The 19,759-nt window shown below is 46.3% G+C and carries 20 protein-coding genes, 1 tRNA gene and 1 pseudogene; 7 read left to right on the forward strand and 15 right to left on the reverse strand.

Going from position 1 to position 19,759, the window contains the following annotated elements; translation table 11 throughout:
* Positions 1-22: 22 nt before the first annotated feature.
* The 3 genes from FHW71_RS01980 (at position 23) to gap (ending at position 3,468) form a co-directional block, all read left to right on the forward strand.
* A complete protein-coding gene (locus tag FHW71_RS01980; protein ID WP_179450447.1) occupies positions 23-1,243 on the forward strand; it encodes an acyl-CoA dehydrogenase family protein in 1,221 nt (406 codons plus the stop codon).
* A 155-nt stretch (positions 1,244-1,398) separates the two neighbouring features.
* Complete coding sequence (locus FHW71_RS01985; protein WP_179450445.1) at positions 1,399-2,379, forward strand: helix-turn-helix domain-containing protein; 981 nt, start codon at positions 1,399-1,401, stop codon at positions 2,377-2,379.
* Positions 2,380-2,457: 78 nt separating this feature from the next.
* Positions 2,458-3,468: a type I glyceraldehyde-3-phosphate dehydrogenase gene (gene gap / locus FHW71_RS01990; RefSeq protein WP_179450443.1), complete on the forward strand. Its 1,011-nt coding sequence runs from the start codon at positions 2,458-2,460 to the stop codon at positions 3,466-3,468.
* Between the two features lie 43 nt (positions 3,469-3,511).
* Here gap and phoA read toward each other — a convergent pair whose 3' ends face one another.
* Positions 3,512-4,918, reverse strand: a complete 1,407-nt coding sequence (gene phoA / locus FHW71_RS01995) for an alkaline phosphatase (RefSeq protein WP_179450441.1) — start codon at positions 4,916-4,918, stop codon at positions 3,512-3,514.
* 244 nt (positions 4,919-5,162) lie between these two features.
* Here phoA and FHW71_RS02000 point away from each other — a divergent pair.
* Positions 5,163-5,250: transfer RNA gene (locus tag FHW71_RS02000), tRNA-Ser, on the forward strand.
* Positions 5,251-5,578: 328 nt separating this feature from the next.
* Here FHW71_RS02000 and FHW71_RS02005 read toward each other — a convergent pair.
* The 8 genes from FHW71_RS02005 to FHW71_RS02040 all read right to left on the reverse strand — a co-directional run bounded on the left by FHW71_RS02005 (position 5,579) and on the right by FHW71_RS02040 (position 10,257).
* Positions 5,579-6,412, reverse strand: a complete 834-nt coding sequence (locus tag FHW71_RS02005) for a DUF4942 domain-containing protein (RefSeq protein WP_179450439.1) — start codon at positions 6,410-6,412, stop codon at positions 5,579-5,581.
* A gap of 104 nt (positions 6,413-6,516) precedes the next feature.
* Positions 6,517-6,846 (reverse strand): TA system toxin CbtA family protein, encoded by a 330-nt coding sequence (locus FHW71_RS02010; RefSeq protein WP_179450437.1) that lies wholly within the window; start codon positions 6,844-6,846, stop codon positions 6,517-6,519.
* A gap of 23 nt (positions 6,847-6,869) precedes the next feature.
* Positions 6,870-7,184: a type IV toxin-antitoxin system YeeU family antitoxin gene (locus FHW71_RS02015; protein ID WP_179450436.1), complete on the reverse strand. Its 315-nt coding sequence runs from the start codon at positions 7,182-7,184 to the stop codon at positions 6,870-6,872.
* 12 nt (positions 7,185-7,196) lie between these two features.
* Positions 7,197-7,664, reverse strand: a complete 468-nt coding sequence (radC, locus tag FHW71_RS02020) for a DNA repair protein RadC (RefSeq protein ID WP_179450435.1) — start codon at positions 7,662-7,664, stop codon at positions 7,197-7,199.
* A gap of 13 nt (positions 7,665-7,677) precedes the next feature.
* Positions 7,678-8,121, reverse strand: coding sequence for an antirestriction protein (locus FHW71_RS02025; RefSeq protein ID WP_218889026.1), 444 nt, complete (start codon positions 8,119-8,121; stop codon positions 7,678-7,680).
* 151 nt (positions 8,122-8,272) lie between these two features.
* A complete protein-coding gene (locus tag FHW71_RS02030) occupies positions 8,273-8,629 on the reverse strand; it encodes a hypothetical protein (RefSeq protein ID WP_179450434.1) in 357 nt (118 codons plus the stop codon).
* A 186-nt stretch (positions 8,630-8,815) separates the two neighbouring features.
* A complete protein-coding gene (locus FHW71_RS02035; RefSeq protein ID WP_179450433.1) occupies positions 8,816-9,502 on the reverse strand; it encodes a WYL domain-containing protein in 687 nt (228 codons plus the stop codon).
* Between the two features lie 35 nt (positions 9,503-9,537).
* Positions 9,538-10,257 carry a DUF3944 domain-containing protein gene (locus FHW71_RS02040; protein ID WP_179450432.1) on the reverse strand — a complete coding sequence of 240 codons (720 nt, stop codon included), beginning with the start codon at positions 10,255-10,257 and terminating at the stop codon, positions 9,538-9,540.
* A gap of 581 nt (positions 10,258-10,838) precedes the next feature.
* Between FHW71_RS02040 and FHW71_RS02045 the strand changes: the two genes are divergently transcribed.
* The gene (locus tag FHW71_RS02045; protein ID WP_179450431.1) at positions 10,839-11,447 is read left to right on the forward strand and encodes an inovirus Gp2 family protein; all 609 of its coding nucleotides are present in this window, start codon (positions 10,839-10,841) and stop codon (positions 11,445-11,447) included.
* Between the two features lie 538 nt (positions 11,448-11,985).
* Here FHW71_RS02045 and FHW71_RS02050 read toward each other — a convergent pair.
* Both FHW71_RS02050 and FHW71_RS02055 read right to left on the reverse strand, forming a co-directional pair.
* Entirely contained in the window at positions 11,986-13,392 is a 1,407-nt protein-coding gene (locus FHW71_RS02050; RefSeq protein ID WP_179450429.1) for a YfjI family protein, read from the reverse strand.
* A 79-nt stretch (positions 13,393-13,471) separates the two neighbouring features.
* Positions 13,472-13,684 carry an AlpA family phage regulatory protein gene (locus tag FHW71_RS02055; protein ID WP_179450427.1) on the reverse strand — a complete coding sequence of 71 codons (213 nt, stop codon included), beginning with the start codon at positions 13,682-13,684 and terminating at the stop codon, positions 13,472-13,474.
* A gap of 175 nt (positions 13,685-13,859) precedes the next feature.
* On the opposite strand from FHW71_RS02055, the gene FHW71_RS02060 reads away from it, so the two are divergent.
* Together FHW71_RS02060 and FHW71_RS24110 are read left to right on the forward strand one after the other, a co-directional pair.
* Complete coding sequence (locus FHW71_RS02060; protein ID WP_179450425.1) at positions 13,860-14,594, forward strand: hypothetical protein; 735 nt, start codon at positions 13,860-13,862, stop codon at positions 14,592-14,594.
* 407 nt (positions 14,595-15,001) lie between these two features.
* A pseudogene (locus FHW71_RS24110) lies at positions 15,002-15,088 on the forward strand (hypothetical protein); the annotation flags it as partial.
* A gap of 411 nt (positions 15,089-15,499) precedes the next feature.
* Here the strand turns inward: FHW71_RS24110 and FHW71_RS02065 are convergent.
* The 4 genes from FHW71_RS02065 to FHW71_RS02080 form a co-directional block, all read right to left on the reverse strand.
* Positions 15,500-16,846, reverse strand: coding sequence for a carbohydrate porin (locus tag FHW71_RS02065; RefSeq protein WP_286176082.1), 1,347 nt, complete (start codon positions 16,844-16,846; stop codon positions 15,500-15,502).
* A gap of 97 nt (positions 16,847-16,943) precedes the next feature.
* The gene (locus tag FHW71_RS02070) at positions 16,944-18,143 is read right to left on the reverse strand and encodes a beta-propeller fold lactonase family protein (RefSeq protein WP_179450423.1); all 1,200 of its coding nucleotides are present in this window, start codon (positions 18,141-18,143) and stop codon (positions 16,944-16,946) included.
* Positions 18,144-18,154: 11 nt separating this feature from the next.
* A complete protein-coding gene (locus FHW71_RS02075) occupies positions 18,155-19,273 on the reverse strand; it encodes a xylose isomerase (protein ID WP_179450421.1) in 1,119 nt (372 codons plus the stop codon).
* Positions 19,274-19,283: 10 nt separating this feature from the next.
* A complete protein-coding gene (locus FHW71_RS02080; RefSeq protein ID WP_179450419.1) occupies positions 19,284-19,736 on the reverse strand; it encodes a DUF6379 domain-containing protein in 453 nt (150 codons plus the stop codon).
* Positions 19,737-19,759 lie beyond the last annotated feature (23 nt).

Consider the following 19,759-nt stretch of genomic DNA (forward strand, 5'->3'; position numbering starts at 1 on the left):
TTCTACGCTGGAGGGAAACGTCATGTCGCACATCGAATCAGGTTGGGGAGCTGGCCCGTCATCCCGTTATGAACAGCTGGCGGAGCGTTTCCGTCCGGTGCTCCAGAAAATACGCGCGGGCGCGATTGAGCGTGAGCTGCAGCGTCAACTGCCGCTGGAGCAAAATGCGTGGCTGAAACAAGGCGGTTTCACCGCACTGCGCGTGCCGGAAAGCCATGGCGGCTTGGGCGCGACGCTGCCTGAGCTTTTCGCACTGCTGATTGAGCTCGGCGAGGCGGATTCCAATCTGGTGCAATCGATTCGCGGTCATCTCGGCTTTGTGGAAAACGTGCTGAACAGCGGCAGCAGCCCGTTTCGTGACAAGTGGCTGACGCGGCTCGGACGCGGCGAAATCGTCGGGCCCGCGTGGAGCGAAACCGGCGATGCGCGCCAGTCTGAATTCTCCACGCACATTGCGCGCAGCGGCGAATCCTGGCGGCTTAATGGCCGCAAGTTTTACACCACCGGCTCGCTCTATTCCGACTGGATTGATATCGGCATCACCGATGAAAACGGCAAAGGCGTATCGGTGACGGTTTCCCGCACCGCCGAGGGCGTGACGGTGCTCGACGACTGGAACGGCTTCGGCCAAACCCTGACCGCCAGCGGCACGGCAATTTTCGCTGACGTGGCGATCGCTGCCGATGACATCAACGAAGAGATTCATTTCAGGTATTCACCGGCGTTTTATCAGCTGATTCATCTGGCGACACTGGCCGGCATAGGCCGCGCGCAGAGCGGCGAAGTGGCGCAGCAGGTGGCTTCACGCACACGCACTTACAGCAACGGCAATGCGCCGCGTGCCGCGCAGGATGCGCAGATTTTGCAGGTGGTTGGACGCCTGCGTGGCGCGGCCTACAGCAGTGGCGCGATTGTGCTGCACGCCGCCAGCGCGCTGCAACGTGCCTATGACGCCCACTTCAGCGGCGATCAGGAGCACGAGAACCACGCGGTGGCGATTGCCGAACTGGAAGTGTCACAGTCGCTGAATGTGGTGAGCGATTTGTTGCTCAACGCCAGCTCGACGCTGTTTGATGCGCTGGGCGCGTCGGCCACGTTGAAACCGCTGGCGCTTGACCGCTTCTGGCGCAACGTGCGCACCCTTTCTTCGCACAATCCGCGCATCTATAAGGATCGCATCGTCGGCGATTTCGCCGTGAACGGCACGTTGCCGCCCGAGCAGTGGCGCATCGGCGTAGCGTAAGGTCGCCATTTATGGTGACCATTTAACCAGGTGCGCATGAATGCGCACCCTACGATTTTGTAGGGTTGCCATTCATGGCGACCTGGTATGCATGGCGTTAATCCCTGCCTCATGAGACACTCTGGCTTATTTCGTTAATAAATCCATTTCACGCCATGAAAACCTTTCTGATTATTGTGCCCGACGGCGGCATGCTGTTTGAAGCGGCGGGTATCGCCGACATCCTGATGCGCGCCAATCAGCACCTTCCGGTTGGCGTTGATCAGCAACGCTATCGCGTCAGCCTCGCCACCACTCAATCACATCAGGTGATCCACGGCCAATCGGGCCTCAATCTATTAGCCGACCTCAAACTGGCCGATCTCGATCCGCGCACTGCTTGGGACACCATCATGATCACCGGACGCGGCGACAGCGCGGAAGAAGGCAACATGGTGGTCGATTTCATTAAGCTGGCGGCTCCGCAGGCGCGCCGCGTGGTGTCGGTATGTGGCGGCGCGATGCTCTTAGCGGAATCCGGCTTGCTGGATGGCCGTCGTGCCACCACGCACTGGCGTTTGCTCGATACTTTGCAGTCGCGTTATCCAAACATTCAGGTGGAAGGCGGCCCGCTGTTTATTCAGGACGGACCGATCTGGACCTCCGGCGGCGTCAGCTCGGGCTTTGACCTGACATTGGCGCTGGTGGAAGAGGATTTCGGCTTTAGCGTGGCGCGCGATATCGCGCAGGATATGGTGATGTATCTGCGCCGTCCGGGCGGACAGATGCAGTTCAGCCGTTTTCATCTGCAAACGCCAAGCGGCATCGGCCCGATCGGTGAACTGCAGCGCTGGATCCGCGCCAACCTCGCTGACGATCTGTCGGTGGAGAAGCTGGCGGAGCGCGTTGCCATGAGCCCGCGCAACTTCACCCGCGTGTTCACCCGTGAAACCGGCGCGCCGCCTGCGCGCTATGTAGCCGAAGCGCGCCTCGCCGCCGCGCGTGAACAGCTGGAGCAAAGCAACGACACGCTGGATCGCATCGCGCAACATACCGGCTTCGGCAGCAGCATCAATTTACGCCGCAGCTTTGAGCGCCAACTGCATCTCACGCCGGGCGAATATCGCCAACGCTTTCACTGCAGAAAATTGGCGTAAAGTGATCCTTTTTTGGCGTTTACGCCACGGCGTCGTCGGCCTAGAGTGACTCCAGCATCTTCGGAAAAGGAGTCAACCATGACTAAGATCGGCATCAACGGCTTTGGCCGTATCGGACGTAACGTTTTTCGTGCAGCGCTGGGCAGCGACGATATTGAAATCGTCGCCATCAACGACCTCACCGACAGTAAAACTCTCGCGCATCTGTTAAAACACGATTCCCTGCTCGGCCGATTACCGGCAGAAGTGGAAGCCGGCGAAGGCGAATTGCGCATTGATGGCAAAGCGGTGCGGGTGTTCAGCGAGCGCGATCCGGCGAATATTCGCTGGCGCGATGTCGGCGTGGATATCGTGATTGAAGCCACCGGCTTCTTCACCGAACGCGACAAAGCCGCTGTGCACATCACCAGTGGCGGTGCGAAGCGCGTGATTATCTCCGCGCCGGGCAAGAACGATGACCTGACGATTGTGTTGGGCGTCAACGATCAGCGTTACGATCCGCAGCAGCACTTTGTAGTGAGTAACGGCAGCTGCACCACCAACGGCTTAGCGCCAGCGGCGGCGGTGCTGCATCAGGCGTTTGGAATCGAGCACGGTTTAATGAACACCACGCATGCTTATACCAACAGCCAGGTGCTACACGACCAGCCAGAGAAAGATCTGCGCGGTGCGCGGGCGGCGGCGCTGTCGATTGTGCCTTACTCAAGCGGTGCGGCGAAGGCGCTCGGTCGGGTGATTCCGGAGCTGGATGGTCGATTGACCGGCTATTCCCTGCGCGTGCCGGTGCCGGTGGTTTCGATTGTGGATTTAACCGTGACGCTGAAACGCGATGTGACAGCAGAAGAGGTGAACGACGCCTTTAAAGCGGCGGCGGCAGAAGGTCCGCTGAAGGGGATTCTCGGATACAGCGACGAGCCGCTGGTATCGAGCGATTATCAGGGCGATGCCCGTTCATCGATTATTGATGGGCTTTCTACGCTGGTGATTGGCGGCAATCTGGTGAAGATCCTTGCCTGGTATGATAACGAATGGGGCTTCTCCAATCGTTTGGTGGATTTAGCACGCTTGATGGCACAACGCGGCTTGTAAGGTAAGGTCGCCATTAATGGCGACCTTCTCAACAATAACCTCGTTACTTCAACCCCATCGCATCCTTCAGGGTAAAGAACAGATCGGTCTGATCGGTCAAGCCCACCACGTTGGCCGCATGTGGGCCATACGCTGCAATACGCACCTGCGTGCCGGTGTGTTCCTGCGAATCCTCTTCTGAATTGCCGTAACTGATGGTCATCACTGCACCATCTTTGGTATTCACCGCCTGCGTCAGGCCCGGCGCCTTGGTGCCGTTTTCCACGATCTGGCTGCTGTGCGCGTGATCGGCGGTCACCACCACCAGCGTGTCGCCATGCTCGCGCGCAAATGCCAGCGCCTGCTGCACCGCTTCATCCAAATCAACTGTTTCACCAATCTGACCGCATGGATTAGCCGCATGGTCCTGCTTATCAATTGACGCGCCTTCCACCTGCAGGAAGAAGCCTTTTTCATTGGTGCTCAACAGATCGATAGCTTTTTTAGTCATCTGCGCCAGCGTCGGTACCGAAGCTGGACGCTCTTTATTCACTTCACAGGTCACCACTGGCTTATCAATGTTGCCATGATAGCTGGCTTTCGGTCCCTGCCAGCGCACCGGCATATTGCCGTCGGCGAACAGGCCAAGCATCGGTTTGCTCTGGTCGGCCTGTTGAATGGCGTTCATGCCATCCAGATTATCAATCCACTGATAGCCCAGCGCCTGGGCCTGTTCGCGCAGGGTTTTGCCCTGATACTCGCCGGCTTTGGCGGTTTCGCCGAAAGATTTCGCGCCGCCGCCTAACGTGACGTCCGCACGGGTTTTCAGCATCTGCTCGGTAATCGATCCTTTACCGCCCTGCTCCAGCGCGTTTGCCGGACACAACTCGCTGGTTTTCTCCGGGCCGTAGCATTTGCGCGAGGTAACGTGGGCGATTAACGCCGCTGGCGTGGCGTCCTGCAATTCAGCAGTGGAGACGTTGCCGGTGGCTTTACCGGCGGCTTTCGCCAGCTCAAGAATCGTCACCTGATCTTTGCCGTTCACATCGACGCCAATTGCGCCGTTATAGGATTTGGTGCCGGTGGCCCACGCGGTGGCCGAGGCGGCGGAATCCGTCACGTAATTTGGCTTGTGGGTTTTCTTATCTAATGAATAGTGCGTGTATTGACCGGTGAGCGGCAACGCATCAAGACCGGGGAAGAAACCGCCTGCACCACGCGCCTGATTACGCGCGGCGGTGATTTCCGAATCACCCATTCCGTCACCAATCAGCAGAATCACGTTTTTCGCGGTGCTATTGCTTAATGAAGCTTTCAGCGCTTCGGTCTGGTCGCCAGTGAGACGTCGTGCGCCGCCGTGCTCGGTGATATCGCCGGTAGCGGCGCGGGAATATTGTGCATCTTCTGCCACTGCTGAAGTCGCGATCAGAGAAGCCAGCAGCGTAACCGTAAAGAGATGTATCTGTTTCATTTATAAGCATCCTTATCCATAGATATAACCAAATGTTTCCGCGGACAAGTCTGCGACAGTGCGGTGACATTTTTGTGACAGAAAGGGAATGATTTGATGACAGAATCGCCATTGTGAACAGGCTAACGGCAATACGCTCAGAGCTTAAGCGAATAGAACAAAAGGAGAAAATAGCACTTGACCCTTTTCAGCGATCTCCCTATAGTAGCGCCCCGTTGACCCAGCGCGGTTGACAAAAAAATGTGGTGAGGTGTCCGAGTGGCTGAAGGAGCACGCCTGGAAAGTGTGTATACGGCAACGTATCGGGGGTTCGAATCCCCCTCTCACCGCCAACAATTAAGCTCAAGTTATTAATTAACTTGGGCTTTTTTGTTTTATAGGGTTTTCAGTATGCCATCTGGTATGCCATGGCGCTCTGGCTTGGATGCGATCAAATCGCCCCGCTTCAGATGAGTTCGGAATCGAAATCACTGATTAGCAATTGAGCTATCAATATTTCTCAGGGGAAAGTAAGGAAACTCTTCGCAGCCTTTTTCCTCCGCTAACCTTGCAGTATCATCTACATCCCTGCTATTTCCGCTATTGTAGCGAGAATAGCAACTCGATTGGGTGTCTTTACTTAAATGACATTAGCCACACTTATTCACATCAACCGCTCTACTAAGATGAGGCTAGAGCTTTCGGATAGTGCCTGATCAAAACGTCATTGAGCCCCTCAGTAATAACCTCGCGCTTGAAAGTTATATGTGCTGAACCCTTCTGAAAATAACGGATGCTGAAGTAGTCATCTTCATAGATTGTGGACTCTTTCTGCGCATGGATATGGGCATCTAGTCGCTGAGAAATATCGGCACGATTGTCTGGCAATGCCTTTCCATCAAGCAGGGAAACCACACGCTCGAGATCAACCAACTGATCTCTCCGATGCCCACAGTTAAGTCGAAATCCCCACTGCGAAAAGCTCACCAAATTGTTCTTGATAATCTTTCGACTAAACTTTACTGGGCTATTGGTTTTGTAATTCCAGCTCAGGCTCTTAAATAGATTTATGACACCTCTCTCAAATACCTCTCCCTTACTTTTATGTAATTGCTCGAACGTCGCGAGAATGTTGTCCTCATTAATCGCCGGCACATCCCCCTCATCTAAATTCTTCTGCCACTGGTCACGAGCCTGCGCATCCATCAAAGAAAGCATTCCAGATTTGAGCATTAGATCACGCCAGAGGCTACGATCAATATTACGGGTAATAACTGGCATCACTTTCTCTGGTGTTTCCATCAACCAACAACCATAGCGATGACCAGACTTCATTGCCCAATCAATTGCGTTACCACCACCAATTTCAGCAGTAAGTTGTGAGATGGCACTTAGCTGGTGAATCAGTTGCTCAATCTTTCCCAGTGCTGCGTCACGCCCGGAAACAATGCGCTCAAAGTTGGTCGAGTTGATCAACTCGGTATGTTCAGTAATCATTTCAGGTTCTATTTGCATAAAAAAATTCCGTATAACAAATACCCCTGCCGATAATGACAGAGGCGCCATGCGTTGTGAGATAAACAGAAGAACTGCAGAAAGGTAAATCTGAAAAGCGGTATTTAGGTTAAACTGAGATTGCGCTGCGTTAATCCGGTAGCTTGACTTGCCTTCAGGATATCCGCAGCTGTAAGAAACATTTCTGGCTCAGCATAGGCTTTGCTGCTGATATCTACGCGCACCAATTCATATTTTTTCACTAGAAAGTTGATGGCATCGGCTAGGGTAACACCCGCTTCGATGTGCTGCTGGATGACTGACTCGCTGCAAAATGGCGTATCGCTTAACTCCAATCCGAAATGCTTGTCTAACAGATGTACGAGGAGTGTTCGCCAGTGATCTTCGGGTGACAGGCAGCACGATGCTCCCCGCCTCTGTACTGAGGTTGGCATAATGGGATTCCTATGGTGTTTAACTAAGGTGTTGGATAAATCGCGATATAGACGTAGCCGTGTGAACCGAGAGTATCAGCTTCACATGTCAGCTCATTGTGGTAAATCGTGATGCAGTGCTGCTGGCTAGAGTTGAGTTCGCCGGTTGTCAAAAGATGTTCTAGCATCCCAACCATTGGCGTGAATGACTGTTCAAGGCGGTCAATCTGCTCTTCGTTGAACTCCCCCGTGATTCCCGCTCTGTCAGCCAGATAGTGCAGTCGGTTGCCATCTTGCACCAGCCTTGCACTAAAGAGTGGAATGAAATTACGTTTAAGCCCCCATTCATTTTTGTGCACTTCATCCTCCCGCTAAAGCCATCCGAGTTCAGTAAATGACACGACTTCTTTACTACCGACGACTAAATGATCCAAAAGGCGAACATCTACCAACGCCAGCGCCTTTTTCAGTCGTTCAGTAATATTTCTGTCTGCATCACTGGGTTGAGCAAATCCGGATGGATGATTATGTGCAAGAATCACTGCTGCAGCGTTGTGCCGTAGAGCCGCTTTGACCACATCACGAGGATATACGACTGTGCTGTTTATCGTACCGTGGAACAACGTTTCATGTGCCAGCAGCCTATTCTGATTATCCAGAAACATCACCATAAACAGTTCACGTTCATGACTGGCTAACTGAAGGCGAATCCAATCGCGTGAAAATGGCGTCGAAGTGAAGGCTACGCCCGGTTCACGCAGATGATTTTCCAGCAACACCAGCGCGCGCTTTATGGTGCGCTGTGATGTAAGTGGAAAAGCCAATGCAGTATTTTCCATAATATCTCCAGTTTTAGTCAATGATACGCATGATGGCGGCGCTTTCAGGATGGCTCAGTGCAAATTCTCGCAGTCGATAAAAATGCTCGCTCATCGCTGAGCTTCCAGTTCTGCAAGCATGATGGCTCCAGTTCATTAAGCAAACCGCTATACCTACAGCCTCGCTGCTCATCTCAGCAATGCTGCCATTTAGCTTGTTATATACTGACCAGCTTAGATTGCTGTCTGGTGCGATGTAGGCACCGCCATTGCTAAGGGTATAAAAACACCAAATACCGCCGTTATATTGTTTGCACAATCGACTCATCCAGCTAAATGTTAGTGTTTCAAGAGTCATCCATTGCGCAATCTGACCAAATTGCTGCTGCCAAAAATGGGGCCGAAACTTATCTGGTACTAAATTTGACTGAATCAAATTGTCTGATGAATAATTCATATCTTTACTATTAGATGACATATCGATTCCTTATCAACAAAAAAAGCAGACTATATGTAGCCTGCTTCATGATTACTAATACTTGAGATTAAATTTTAAATATACTGTGTGAAAAGCCAACAAATAAAGAGCTTACAATTTGAGTGATACCTCATGACTATCGTGTGAAAATTTATTCATATTTCCATGACCAAGATCCTTTGTTTGTCACAACATCAACCTGAGAGGCTTTGCATGGCCCGGAGAAATCAAGCGACACAACTTCACCGTAGCGAATAATTTTAGGAATCTTTTTCATTCTATTATTTAAACCTTTAAATCGTTGGTTCTCAATTTTGCAATTTCCCCTATTCACAATGACATCTTGAATTTCGATATTATCTACAAGAGAGCTTATGCTAACACTGACATAGGGAAGATTGATGTACTGATTTACTTTGTTAAAAGTTTCTATTTTTATTTCTGGCTCATCATCATCGCACGCGCAAAGTAACAGAATAGCCAGAACGAGCAAAACCTTATATTTCACGATATTTATCCTTAAGTTGAAATCAGTAATGAAATGTACAATTAGCGCCTAGATAGTAACAACCAGTGATTACCTGCTTTATGGATTTCTTTTGAAAACTATGGATTCTAATTCACATCAAAACTTCCAAGCCAGCTAACACCAATGCTTTTGTCATTAATAAGGCGCACGTAATTAAATAGCCAGCTACTTTCCTATATTTTCGATTATTCTTCGAACATACTGGAAATGTGGAAGGGATTGGATGAAATGCTGCTCTCCTGTAAGTTCATCTATCTGTCGTCGACGCAGGAATGGCTGTCTGGTCATAAGGACATCGGTGATACTGCCAAGTATGAATACTTGCAATTTCTGGCGGTTCTCACCGACTAAATACCAACTATGTTCGAAATAAATTAATCGGTAAGGCGCAAACCAACGGTGCTGTTGCCCATCAACCGTTAGATCAAGCAAGGTCCGATCAAGAATTGCTTGTGTAATACGCCAAAATCCACCAAAAAGTGATGGTTTGCGATCAGGCGGAGCCAAACTAACAATAAATGGCGACTCCACCGCGCTATCAATCAGTATAGAAATGAGTTTGCTGTCCATCGCCGGAAATAACTGCTCCGTACAGGTTACGTGAGCGAAGTGCAAAATATCCCTGTTTGTTCGGATGCCATCTTGCAACCGCACAAGTGAGTAGCCGCCTTCAACATATTGAAGTTCCAAACAGCTCAGACGCTCACGGAAATCGCGTCTAAGTGTTCTTTCCGAGATCATAAACTCATGTGCCAATTTCTTGACTTCTAACCGTTCTCCTATCAGCAAACGACTTATAATGACTGCCAGCCTTGATGCCATGCGGTCGTGTTGTTTTTTTTGCGCAGACATAGCTTCTAGTTCCAAAATTATTGTGTTCTATGCAACTACTGCTGTCGCAAACAAGCAATAAGTAGACAAGCCGGGACGGTGACACGCCAGGCTGGACCACTGATACCCGCAATAAGCCAGCCGGTACTTAATGTCCATCCGACCGGCCCTGCCAAAATACCGATCGATCTTGTCAGAGTCAGATATGCCACCATAGGTAAACTTCGTCCCAGAACGACTTTTGCCAAGGTACTCAACATCACTACCGAAAGGCGATATGCAGCAAAACCCGACGCTTTGACTGCCGTCTGTATTGCCATCAGAATCAAAGGCGCGGTAGGCCGCGTCAGCTCAGCGCCCATACTGTCGGCAAACGCCTGCAACTCTTCCTGTGACATTCCGTCCAAACTCTTCGCGAGCAATCCCATCAGAAGTGCCAGTTCAATAGCTTCAGTGGTATCTTCTTTTTGATGTTTCACATCTACGTGATTGCAGACATCGCACAAAACCTCTCGATACATCACTCCTTTTCCTCCCCTGAATACACTGACTATACTGCTGGCTCCGAAGGTCTGAATTTCAGCGGCTATTTCGCGCCAATAATTTCGATGGGCAGGATAGTAAAGTTTGTAGTTTGCATTCCCTGACAGGTTTTCTGTCCAACGAAGCGTGCCATCACGAGGGTCATGTGTAATCAAGCTAACTAACAAATCCAGCTCATCATTCTCACAGCGACTTAAAAACTGCAGGTCAGGATCGTCTCGATAAACAGCCATTTATTATTCTCTAGGTATGAATCGTTAATGCCAAAACGATAACAAACCCGTCTGCAAGGTGATGTCCTTACAGTTCGATAAACATTGTTGTCAGATGCATGATTACGGACAGGTTGTGTCCGTAGTTTATGAGCGAAGGCAATGGCGTATAAGATGATAAGAATTTCCATGGAAAATTAACTTGTTATGGTGAGTGTGAGTTTAAAAAATAGCAATGTACAAATGACACACACTTATCTACTTCAGCAAGGTAATATGTATTTATAATTTTTTTATTTTACACTCCATAAACAACATATCTTTCATGTGTTTTTTATTACATGGAAAACATATCACATGAATAAAACAAACCCTTTCTTATTCTCAAAAAAATAACTCCAGAATTCAATCACCCCTTATACGGCGCAAAATCATTAAAATCCAACCAGCCTAGCATGGAATTCATGCCTAACTAACCCCCGGATTAAGTAATATATACAGAGAGTATTGAAGCAAGTTTGTAAGGTGTATCTGTTTGATTACCAAGCAACTAGTATCAATTATTAATTTCAATCAGAAAATATCAAGAGCGATCATTTATCATGCCTAATTATAACCCTCTCTATGTAAATGGTGTAGAGCGCACATTAAATACCGCAACATCGCAACACGCAAGATTGTCTACCTTTAGGGTAGACCTTCATTTCCCTCTAGATAGAACTGGACGGCGGGATGAGTTAGTAATTTCACGTTTCTTTGACTCTCTGAAATATCACCTTTCTGCTTTAATTGAAAGAAAACGCAATGACGGTCTCACCTGCCACAACAGAACAGCCATGCATTATATTTGGTGTCGTGAATACGGGCCGGTGAATGGTAATCGTCATTACCACGTGATGCTAATGTTGAATAAGGATGTGTTCTGTTTTTTAGGAAATCTTCAACTTCTGCCAGATCAATATTCATCTCTGGCAAATCTAATACAACGTGCCTGGTGTAGTGCACTGAAACTCCGAGTAGAGTGTTACGCCCACCTTGCTCATTTTCCCGACTGCGCCGTGACCTGGATAGAACGCAATAGCCCTCATTTTTCTGAACAGATGAAAATAGTTCGCTACCGTGCTATGTATTTAGCTAAGACCGCAAGTAAACAAATTGGGAATGGTCGATCATTTGGTAGCAGTCAGCCTAGCCCAAGCTTGATTGGATAACCCTAACAAATCAGACATAAATTAAAGGCCGCTACTGCGGCCTTTTTAAATAAAGAAAAAATAATTGATTAAAAACAGTACAAGTCGTAACCAGAATTGTGCGCACAACGTATAAATGCTTCACAGTAAATATTGATATTATCAGATTTAGAACTCAGTATAGAAGCAAACTCTTCGGGACGTATTCGCCAATTTGGTGCATGCCCCGTAAAAAGATAACGACTGAATGGGCGACTGGGACCGAAGTAACCAATAGTTTCCTTATCATATTCAATGAATTTGTTATGCTTAATATGGTCACGTCCGATAAGGATGGCTGTAATCAGCGCACACTGTTCATCAATCGAATATTCAGACAATAATCGATGAGCTGTGAACTGACATGATAGAGTGTTGTTAGTCAGATCAACTATTAATTTCATTATATGAGACATTTTCGATAGCCTTAAGTATTATTTCAGAACTTCGTTGCCACAAGCAGAACGTAAGTGACATAGAGAGTTGGCAATTTCAATACAAAATGAAATATCACATTGAATTAGTTGAGCCTTTGCTTGGCCCAATCACTAATATTAACCATAATTGCCCTTCCATAATAACTGATAAAAACAAGGTTTCGTCCCTGAAGAATATCAATTAATGCATTAAGCTTTGCTCGCTTGCGTACTCTGCTAGGTCCATACTGCAAAATGATATTTTTAGGAATGCTACTCGCATTGTGTTTTTTGCAAAATTCAATTAGCCATTGAAAAAGAAAATTAGAATCATCAAATGGATTTTCTTTTTCTCCAACTAATTTAATATATTGATAGCCATACCACTCAATAATATCAATGGCTACATCAACAGCATTAACACTAATTGTTTCCTTACTGCTGTGAAAAAACTCAATCAGTGCAGCCAATCGAGCAACGTTTTCCGACATCTTAGATGCGTAGTCTTTGAATTCACTCAATGAGTGATACCCAGTTTCGCCAATCAAACGTTCAATTCTATTATAAAACTCTCGCCAGGCTTGCTCGGCGTCGCTGCTAAAGTGCATCATGATTCGTAAATCATTGGTAGTCATGGCAGCAAAATAAGACAATTTTTTATGAAAATTTGGTAGATGCTCAATTGACGTTTCAGCATCTCCTATAAGACGTGTACCTTGCGTCGACTCGGGATAGCCTATCAAACAGCGTGCCAGAAATCCGGTATGACGAGCTTCACCTTTACCACGATGAATAAAACTTTTGACGACTTCTGGCTGTGCCATTAGTGACATCGTCATCCTAACGTCTTTAATAGATAGTTCAGGGAAATTTGCCCGGTTAACTACGAAAGAACTGCCATCCCAAATCTTGTTTAGCATTGGCAACTGTTCTAGTGCCTTGCCGCTGAACACCATACCTGCCTCATCTGACATTAAGCCGGTTGAGGCCCCTTTATTTGCCAGCATCTGCTTTAAGGCAGCCGGTGTTGCATCGTTTACAATTAACCTTTGCCTGATAGGCTTTACTGGTTTTGCCTGTTCTAAAACGCTAAGCCTTTCCTTAATATCATCTGTATTTATCCCTAGTTTAGTTTCAGATTTTAGCCTGGACATCAGCGCTTGTTTCTGCACTGCAAAAATTTCCATATCTCGTTTATAAATGTCATATGACAACCGGTATGCCTCCGCATTCTTCTCATCAATATGAAATAATGGTCCCATAATCATTTTGTCCACAGAACTTTTACGCTCTCCAGACTCAGCGATGGTGACTATAAAGAGTGATACAGGGCCCAACAAATTATCAGGCCTTTTCACATTTATTACGCGTTGACAAATCAGCGACATTACTCCAAACATTGAGGCGAAGATGAGTGCAATTGGAGCCTGAGTTGCCCTGGCTATCTCAAAGGCCACATTAATGAGTAACTTTGGTAAACGTTGATAAGGAAATTCATTTTTTGTAGACATAATTGATTCCATAAATTGTGTTGATAACCTGCAGAAGCAAGCTGACCTATGTCAGCTTGCTTCTGCTTAGGTTGTATGATTATTTTTTTACGGGTCCAAGCTTCAACAGCCAGTCGTCTATTTCGGACTCCATCCAGCCAACAGCCTGTAAGCCTAACTGGCGCTGCTTTGGGAAAGTCGCGTCATAGCGTGACGATTTTGGGTTGAGCCAGTCGTAGATGGTTGAGCGGCTCACGCCGACTTTGTGGACGACCTGAACTAGTCGCAGGATCTTTACTACTGATGATGACATTTCGTTTGAACTCCTCTGGTTTGATGTGGACGACCAGAAGTTACGTCACAGCAGTAAACAAAAAAATGCGTATGGGTTCAATTATCTGATTAATATGCTACTTTCACTTTGCATTTCACTTTCACTTTTCACTTTTTTTTCTGAAAGCATAGCAACTCATTTTTAAGGAAAAATAATGGCAAGAGCAATTGACCTTTCTGATAATGCAACTAGTGGTTCAGCAATCGATTCATCTGCAGCCACTGCTTCATTTTATCAAACCCTCTTCGATCATTTTTATGGATTACTTGATCGATTTGGTTCAACTGTCTCCGAGTCAATTAACGAGGAAAGTTTAATCATAGAACACAGGAAATACTTACTCTTAATAGATAAATACCAGAATGATGCAAAATCTGAAGCTATAAATTTATTAGGACATGAACTAACGTCAGCATTTCCGGGTTCTGAGCCTTACGGCAAGAATGTAGCAAATAAAATTACTCTTCAAAAAGTAAGAGATGTAGAAAAGCATATTGATATGTCAATTTCGATGTATGAGAAGACATTCGCAAATCAAGGCCTTTATAATGGTTTACTAAAGACTGCACTTCTCTGTCAAGAGCTTGGAATAATATTGTCTAACAAAAACCATCAAGATAAAAGCATAAGTTTCATAGTGAAATCAAATAACTTATTAAGCTGCTGGATCGGTGCTTATAAATACAACAGTTACCTGACAATCAATAAAAAATTCAAACGAGAGCCTTCATCAAAAAAATCAAATAACATCAATCATCCGAAGATTGAAAGAAGTTCAACTGATGAACGAAAAATGATTATTGATGAACTAATCTCTTTGTTAAGCAAAAAAAACACCGGACCTAAGAAACACAAAAAAAACGGTAATCATCCGCTCAATTCAAGATGATATTAAATTATTCATTAAAGAAAAAATCAAGTCTGAGAAGTGGCTTAAAATTGATGACCTAGAGCGATCAATAATGGATTTATCACGAAATAATGCCGATGTTCGAGCTGCCTTCGATAGACTGATATCACAAAGTAAAATAAAAAAAACAAACGGCGATTAGTTGATGTCAGAGCCTAACATCTTCAATTTTTGACAACCCATAACAAGAACCTCTAAAATTTACATTGAAGAGGTTCTTAAAAAATTAAATAAACCACTTCAATAGAGCCAAAAAACCATCTTCCTCCTCAAAATTTTCACTTCTTAAAAAATCCATTCTCAGTTTTTGCTATATGTAAACTTGTTCATTTATTTTATTAACAATCCAATGATAAGGTGAGACGATGTGATCTGCTCTTCCTGCTTATGTATGGACTAAGGATCGCAACCTAAGCGAACATTTTCATTATCATGTGATGTTCAAGTTCAAGTTCAACCGGGGTATATATTAATTAGGTAGAGTTTGAAATAAAACCAATACCGAGAATATGTCTATTCATTTACAAAACACCTATTGTAGTGCTGCATGTACTAATCACCCAGATTATGAGAGTTTATTTAATCCTCCTAAAAACTCGCACAGGGTTAATTATAAGCATGTCATTCTAAAAATTGATGTATATATCAAACTCCTCTGTGGATTGCATATCTGACTAAACAAAAAACCAAGGATATTAAAGAAAGCCATCGTAATCCCGGCTTCATCAAAACATAATTAACTCGAATAATATTTAGCTGAATAGGTACTGATTATTTATGTTAGCTGGGCTCGTTGCGCATATTTTACGCGAAAAGCTGTATATTATGCATAAGAGCTTGATATCAATTTCAAGCTCTTATTGCTAAACTTTTATCAATTGAGATTAGAATCTCACTGCCGTTTTCAAACCAACCACAACAGCATCCTGCGTCTCTTTGATCCCGCCAGGATGAATCCAGTACTGAATATCCGGTTGAATATCCAACCAGGATACCGGACGGAAGCGATAATACAAATCAAGCTGGACTGAATGACCTACTACGGGTGTATAACTCGGATCGCTATAATCATCTACACCATTGAGTTGATTCTGCAGTCGCTGCGCGCGGGCCTGATACTTACTCATATCAAGATAACTTGCACCCAGTCCAATCCAGTCGTTTGGTAATGCGTCAAACAGACCACGATAACGAACAGATAACGAAGCTGCTACGTGGAAGGGATCGGTGCGTTGATCGCCCAGTGCAAAGCCGCCCGCCACACTCATACCGCGATTCAGTGCATCCTCCGAACGCGTAATCTGCTGGTTAAACCCTGCCCACATAAACCAGGTATTATTATGACTTTTGGTCTGTTCACCCGGTGCAGTATACAGCTCATCTTGTTGAGCGTTGTTGTACATCACTCCGATGTTATAGAGACCCGGTAAATCATTTACCTTAGTTTTAAATTGAGCCTCTAATGGCAGTAAAACACCTTTGCTTCCATGTGTTGTGAATGACCATGTGCGGCTGCGTTGTGTTGATAAGTTGTTCTTTTCAAGCACGCCGGTTTTAACCGTTAGCTCGGGCGTAACATCATAAGCGAAGGTCGTACCCCACGTATGAATGTTCCAGGTATCCCAGCTACGCGCATAAGACGATTTTCCGCCGCACAGTGACAGCGTCTGGAAGTCACATGGCGCAATTTGGTCAAAGGTTTGTTGATAGTTCATCTGACCAACACGCCAGTGAAGCCTGCGGTCATCGAAGCTGCGGCTAAACGTTAAATAGCCCAGACGCGTAATTGAACCGCCTCCCCACACTTCCTGATTAAGGTCGTTAAAGTAGGCTCGAGAATCCTGAACGCGCTTGGTGGTTAAATTGTCATCATGGTTACGGTTAGTAATCAAACCTTCAATTTTCGCATCTGGAATTCCTGTATAACGCTCAAGATCCTGAGTGAAAATAAATGCAACCTGATCTACATAAGCAAAATGCCTGTCATGATTGTATCCACCAGCAAAATTCATTGCAGATTCACTGGCGTACACTAAGCCAAAATTAAAACCTTTGTCTGACAACCCAGAGCGTACGCCTCCCATGTCGCCGAACATCCCCGTGCTATTTGGCTCGAAGCCAATGACTGAACCATCCCAGGTTGTTTCTTTTATTTCCTGTGCAAATAAAGGATTTGAACACAATGCACAAATAGTGGAAGCCAACATAAGTGCTTTATTGTTATTTCTCATTTTTTATTCTCGTCAATAGGGTAAAGGACATAGAACAGGCACATCAAACGCTCCTTTCCATTACGGAAAGGAGCGTTAATTTATATTAACTTTTTGGTTAATTATTTAATCTAACAAACTCAATAAATGCTGGCTGCGGAACATTAAATGTAGCGTTATGATGTAAGCTGCCATCCTGACTATTTACCGAGTAGGATTTAATGCAATTATCAGGTCTATCCGCTATTACCAAATACTTTCCGCAAGGGGCGAATGTGAAGTTTCGCGCTGCCAAGCCAGGATGAATAGATTTAGCGAGTTGCACATGACCTTCACGTTTTAATGTCCCATCCAATGAAACACTAAACCACGCCAATGAATCCTCACCACGATTATTCACATAAATAAACTCACCTGATGGATGAACGCGAATTTCCGCAGGTTCATTAAGATCATTGAAATTATTCGCGATAGTTTTAACCTTATCAATCAGTTCAATTTCACCTGTATCTGCATCAAATCGCATGGATGCCAACTCGGAGGATATTTCACAGGTAAGGTAAATCCGTTCTGCACTTGCAAACTCAAGGTGTCTTGGTGCCGTTTCCTCAGCGAATTGGTAGCTATGGACCAACTCCAGTTTCGCATTAGCTGCATAAACCAGAATTCGATCCGTGCCCTTATCACATACCAGCAAGAAGCGCGCATCAGGTGAGAAAACAGCACTGTGTGCATGTGGGCTTGCCTGTGCATGGCCACCAGCTTGCGGCGAACGGTTGGGATCTTTTCCATGGCCTTCTAAAACCACTAAATCACTAATGCCAGCAATGGAACCATCATCATTCAAAGAAAAAATAATAACTGTCGAATCATCGTAGACATATTCGGATACCCACTGCCCATTTTTAAAAATGGCTTTTTCTACATGGTCAAAATCACCATGATTAGCACATGCAAGGCGGCGATTTTGTCTATCCAGATTGAGATAGGTGGGGCGTGGTCCAGGCGCTACATGACTGTTCAAGGCAGTTAGAACGCCAGAAACAAGATTTACCCGAAAAGCCATAATGCTGGCGGGCGGCTCAACCGGGCCGCGTCCATCATTTTTACGTTCATCAACGGAATAAAGCGTGTGCGTACCGGCATCATAAGTGAGATAACCGGCAAGTTTAGGCGTGTGCGTGCGTTTTATAGGCACAAATAACTCGCCAGCCCCGGCAACTTCAATAGCAAATATGCCGCCTGGATTTTTCTCGTCTCCATAGGTTCCTACATAGACGATGGTCTTTCCCTGAGCAGTATTACGAATCTGGCTCATATTGCACTCGCTTAAGCTGAAATTAAACGCGTTAACATCTCTTGATGGCGACGAACTTGCTCAATCTCGCTCATCATGTTTTCACGGCCTCGGTCATGGAAGTAACGCTGTCCTTCGTACTCAGAATTGAGATATCCCTGGAAACCCGCTTCCTTCAATGCAGCAATAGGCGAAGCGTAGTCGATTGAGATATCCTGGTACTGATCCGTTGTACCGGGAATCAATGACATATTGTAAAATTTAGCGTGAACATGCGTGATGTGTTCACTGAGATCTTTCAAGGTATTGGCCGAAGTCTGCGACAGCATGAGCCCTTCCGCAGCAACGGTATAGTCAATATCCTGTGGCGATTTGACCGTCTGCTCCGTCATCTCTTTGATGGCAGCAAAGCAGGATCGGAACTCATCCGTGCAGTCGCCCGTTTTAACAAAGCGGTTAAACTCGGAACGTACATTACCGGCTGTGTGTCGCGCCATATCAACAACTTTGAATGGAGCATCGTTACGCTGAATCAGCTCTGCTAGCGTAACGGCCACCTCTGTTGACTCCTGCTGCGCACCGCGACGAACGAACCAATCGAGCATCACTTCTGAAGGACGGGTGCCGAAAATACCGAAGTCAGGTACTAATCCCAAATGACGCGTCTGATTTTTTTCACAAAATTCAACAATCTCCGAGACATTTTGCCCTTCAAGCGGCATTGGTTGGTGAATTTCTCGGCCAATGCGAATGTTCAATGCTTCCGCCAGCGGCAACGCTTTAATCATGATTTCGATCGGCACGACAGAAAGTACACGTACGATTGAAAAGCCAAGGCTGTGAGCCAGTCTGATATCGCTTCGCAGGCGCTCTGCGCACTCGTCATAACTCATGACGTGTGTGCGGAATTGAAGTACGTCCATGCCAACGTCGAGTGCAACAGGCTTTAAGTCGTTGCGATCAATCAAGTCATACCATTTCTGCATGAATGCTTTGTTGGGTGCCGGGTATTGCAGGGACATTTCATCAATGACCTCAATACCCTTTGCACCGTGCAAATTATGGGAGACTTCGTCAATCTGTGAATCCAGGTCAGTTTCGCCAAAAAATTGCGATTGCTGATAACTATATAAAGATACGCCGCGTTTCATTGATGTCCCCTCAGGCTAATTCAAGTTCGTAGCTAACAATTTGCGGTGCTTTATCTGAACCAGCACCGCTGCCAGGAACCGGAGGTTCTTTCACCCATTGTTCATCAGTGGGTAAATAGCCGTAAGCGGCCAATACCGACTGCTGGAATCGCACGGTATGGTTGCCAGTTTTCAAACCACCAGGATGGGCGATATGCAAGATTCCCTCATCGCCATAATCCCAGTGCTCATAGATCGCCTTGGCAATCTCGCTGAATTCACGCGGCGGCTTACCATTAATCTCAAACGTTTGCATATCACGGCCAAACTCCTGTCCATCGACAGAAATGAAATAACCGTTATGCAATGACAGGAACACACCCCGGTAATTAGCGTTTCTCACCGCCAATTTGAATCCAATCACCTTCCCGTCAACCGCTTCGTTTTGCAGGCTGCCTGGTCGGATCAAAAAATTATCAAACATAACTACTCCTCAACTGCGGTTAC

It is taken from the genome of Enterobacter sp. Sphag1F, from assembly GCF_014193275.1.
Lineage (GTDB): Bacteria > Pseudomonadota > Gammaproteobacteria > Enterobacterales > Enterobacteriaceae > Pantoea > Pantoea symbiotica.

What these genes read in the sequence shown, in the direction of transcription:
- FHW71_RS01980 (WP_179450447.1), top strand. Translation starts at nt 23, where the DNA reads ATGTCGCACATCGAATCAGGTTGGGGAGCTGGCCCGTCATCCCGTTAT.
- FHW71_RS01985 (WP_179450445.1), top strand. Translation starts at nt 1,399, where the DNA reads ATGAAAACCTTTCTGATTATTGTGCCCGACGGCGGCATGCTGTTTGAA.
- gap (WP_179450443.1), top strand. Translation starts at nt 2,458, where the DNA reads ATGACTAAGATCGGCATCAACGGCTTTGGCCGTATCGGACGTAACGTT.
- phoA (WP_179450441.1), bottom strand. Translation starts at nt 4,918, where the DNA reads ATGAAACAGATACATCTCTTTACGGTTACGCTGCTGGCTTCTCTGATC.
- FHW71_RS02005 (WP_179450439.1), bottom strand. Translation starts at nt 6,412, where the DNA reads ATGCAAATAGAACCTGAAATGATTACTGAACATACCGAGTTGATCAAC.
- FHW71_RS02010 (WP_179450437.1), bottom strand. Translation starts at nt 6,846, where the DNA reads ATGCCAACCTCAGTACAGAGGCGGGGAGCATCGTGCTGCCTGTCACCC.
- radC (WP_179450435.1), bottom strand. Translation starts at nt 7,664, where the DNA reads ATGGAAAATACTGCATTGGCTTTTCCACTTACATCACAGCGCACCATA.
- FHW71_RS02025 (WP_218889026.1), bottom strand. Translation starts at nt 8,121, where the DNA reads ATGTCATCTAATAGTAAAGATATGAATTATTCATCAGACAATTTGATT.
- FHW71_RS02035 (WP_179450433.1), bottom strand. Translation starts at nt 9,502, where the DNA reads ATGTCTGCGCAAAAAAAACAACACGACCGCATGGCATCAAGGCTGGCA.
- FHW71_RS02040 (WP_179450432.1), bottom strand. Translation starts at nt 10,257, where the DNA reads ATGGCTGTTTATCGAGACGATCCTGACCTGCAGTTTTTAAGTCGCTGT.
- FHW71_RS02045 (WP_179450431.1), top strand. Translation starts at nt 10,839, where the DNA reads ATGCCTAATTATAACCCTCTCTATGTAAATGGTGTAGAGCGCACATTA.
- FHW71_RS02050 (WP_179450429.1), bottom strand. Translation starts at nt 13,392, where the DNA reads ATGTCTACAAAAAATGAATTTCCTTATCAACGTTTACCAAAGTTACTC.
- FHW71_RS02055 (WP_179450427.1), bottom strand. Translation starts at nt 13,684, where the DNA reads ATGTCATCATCAGTAGTAAAGATCCTGCGACTAGTTCAGGTCGTCCAC.
- FHW71_RS02060 (WP_179450425.1), top strand. Translation starts at nt 13,860, where the DNA reads ATGGCAAGAGCAATTGACCTTTCTGATAATGCAACTAGTGGTTCAGCA.
- FHW71_RS02065 (WP_286176082.1), bottom strand. Translation starts at nt 16,846, where the DNA reads ATGAGAAATAACAATAAAGCACTTATGTTGGCTTCCACTATTTGTGCA.
- FHW71_RS02070 (WP_179450423.1), bottom strand. Translation starts at nt 18,143, where the DNA reads ATGAGCCAGATTCGTAATACTGCTCAGGGAAAGACCATCGTCTATGTA.
- FHW71_RS02075 (WP_179450421.1), bottom strand. Translation starts at nt 19,273, where the DNA reads ATGAAACGCGGCGTATCTTTATATAGTTATCAGCAATCGCAATTTTTT.
- FHW71_RS02080 (WP_179450419.1), bottom strand. Translation starts at nt 19,736, where the DNA reads ATGTTTGATAATTTTTTGATCCGACCAGGCAGCCTGCAAAACGAAGCG.